The organism is Streptomyces viridosporus (assembly GCF_002078235.1).
Taxonomy (GTDB): Bacteria; Actinomycetota; Actinomycetes; order Streptomycetales; family Streptomycetaceae; genus Streptomyces; species Streptomyces viridosporus.
The window spans coordinates 1-1,565 of record NZ_MSGP01000786.1; the positions used below are offsets into that span (position 1 = coordinate 1).

2 protein-coding genes and 1 pseudogene are annotated in these 1,565 nt (G+C 71.2%); all 3 read right to left on the reverse strand.

Features of this window, described 5'->3' with window-relative positions; translation table 11 throughout:
• Nucleotides 1–420: single-stranded DNA-binding protein (locus B7L92_RS37520; RefSeq protein ID WP_107501739.1), on the reverse strand; the 420-nt coding region annotated here is incomplete at its 3' end.
• 44 nt (nucleotides 421–464) lie between these two features.
• Entirely contained in the window at nucleotides 465–1,277 is an 813-nt protein-coding gene (locus tag B7L92_RS37525) for a hypothetical protein (protein ID WP_081241580.1), read from the reverse strand.
• A gap of 27 nt (nucleotides 1,278–1,304) precedes the next feature.
• Nucleotides 1,305–1,565: pseudogene (locus B7L92_RS37530) on the reverse strand (cell envelope biogenesis protein OmpA); the annotation flags it as partial.

Here is a 1,565-nt window from a genome sequence, read left to right on the forward strand (position 1 = left end):
TTCCGTCACTTCGGTCGCTGCGGGGGCAGCGACCGAAGTGACGGAAACGGTGGGGGAGATGGGAGCGGCGGCGGCCGGGCTGGGCAGGCTGGTCTCGGTGTAGGCGATGCGCTGGCGCAGGCTGATGCCGAGGTCGTCCACGCTCAGGTAGACGGCGTTGTCCCGGATCTCGGTGATGCGCCCCGTGACCAGGACGCTGACCCCGTCGGTGAGGGACTCGGTGGCGTTGCGCGCGAGGTTCCGCCAGGCGGTGCACACATAGCGGATCGGGGTCCCGTCGCGCCACTGCTGCGCGGCTGCGTCCCACTGGGTGGGGGGCTGGGTGAGGCGGAACCGGCAGACGGCGACACCGGAGTCGGTGAAGCGGACTTCCACGTCGCCGGTGACGGTGCCGGACACGTGCGTGACGGGCGGGGCCATACGAACACCTCCTACATCAAATAATGGACCCTCTTGAGGGAGGGTCAGCCCCCCTTTCGCTGCACCCTGACGTTATGGAGGGCGGTGCGGTCGGTGAGCCGTCGAAGGCGGGCCTTCCACGCGGGAACGCGCGCCGGGGCCGGCCGCGCCCCGAGAGCGCTGAACACGGTGGCGTCCTCGACCTCCACCTGGGGCGGGACGGTGCCGTCGGCCCGGGCCAACCGCTCATGGGCGGTGTCCAGGTGCACGGAGACCCGGACGGCCCGCATGTCGGTGTCTAGGTAGGCGAAGACGAGGATCCCGGCCAGTTCGATGCAGGGCAGGCCTTCGTCATCGGGGCCGGTCATCGGGTGGAAGACGGCCGCGCTGTTGGCCTGGGCGCAGGCCGTGTCGTCTGCCAGGCTCAGGCTGCGGGGCGTGTGCGCGCAGCGGGCGATGTCCTCGGCATACAGCGTGTAGTCCTCGTCGCCGCGGTACTCCTTGGGTCCGTAGTAGAGATCTATGGCCGTCTGGTCGTCGGCGGGAGGGCGGTGGGGGACGCCGTCGGTGCCCGCCACGTTGTCCCACGAACTGCGCGCGTGCTGTGCCAGCGCGGCCAGGGCGGAGGCCTCGTCGGACCAGAGCGTCACCTCGTCGCTGTGCCGGTCCCACTGGCGCAGCACCCAGGCCCGGCCGGTCACTTGCCGGGGGAGGGCCGTTGAGGTGGCGAAGGTGAAGCGGCTCAGCCAGTCGCCGAGGATGTCGACGGTGTCCGCGCCCGGCCACTCGCTGGTGCGGGCCTGAAGCGCGTCCATCGTTGCGGCCAGGTCCAGGATGGCCTCGCCTTCGGGCGTGGCCGGGTCCGGTGTGATCAGCACGGAAGGCTCCTTACGTACGGTAGGGGGTCAGGATTCGTCCAGGAGGGGGTGCAGCAGGTCCATCAGGCGCTGCTGGTCGGGGGTGAGGGTTGCGGCGCGCAGGAGGCGTCGGCGCAGGACGGGCACGTCGAGGCTGATGCCGATGGGCGCATCGGGCCGGTCGGGCGGAAAGGCCGGGCGGTAGGTGGAGGTGTGGATCATCCAGGCCTCGTAGCGGTCGGCGGGGCTGCCGCTGCGTGCGGTGTGGCCTTGGTCGGGGGAGCGGGACGGGCAGGGGCAGGAGGGGTT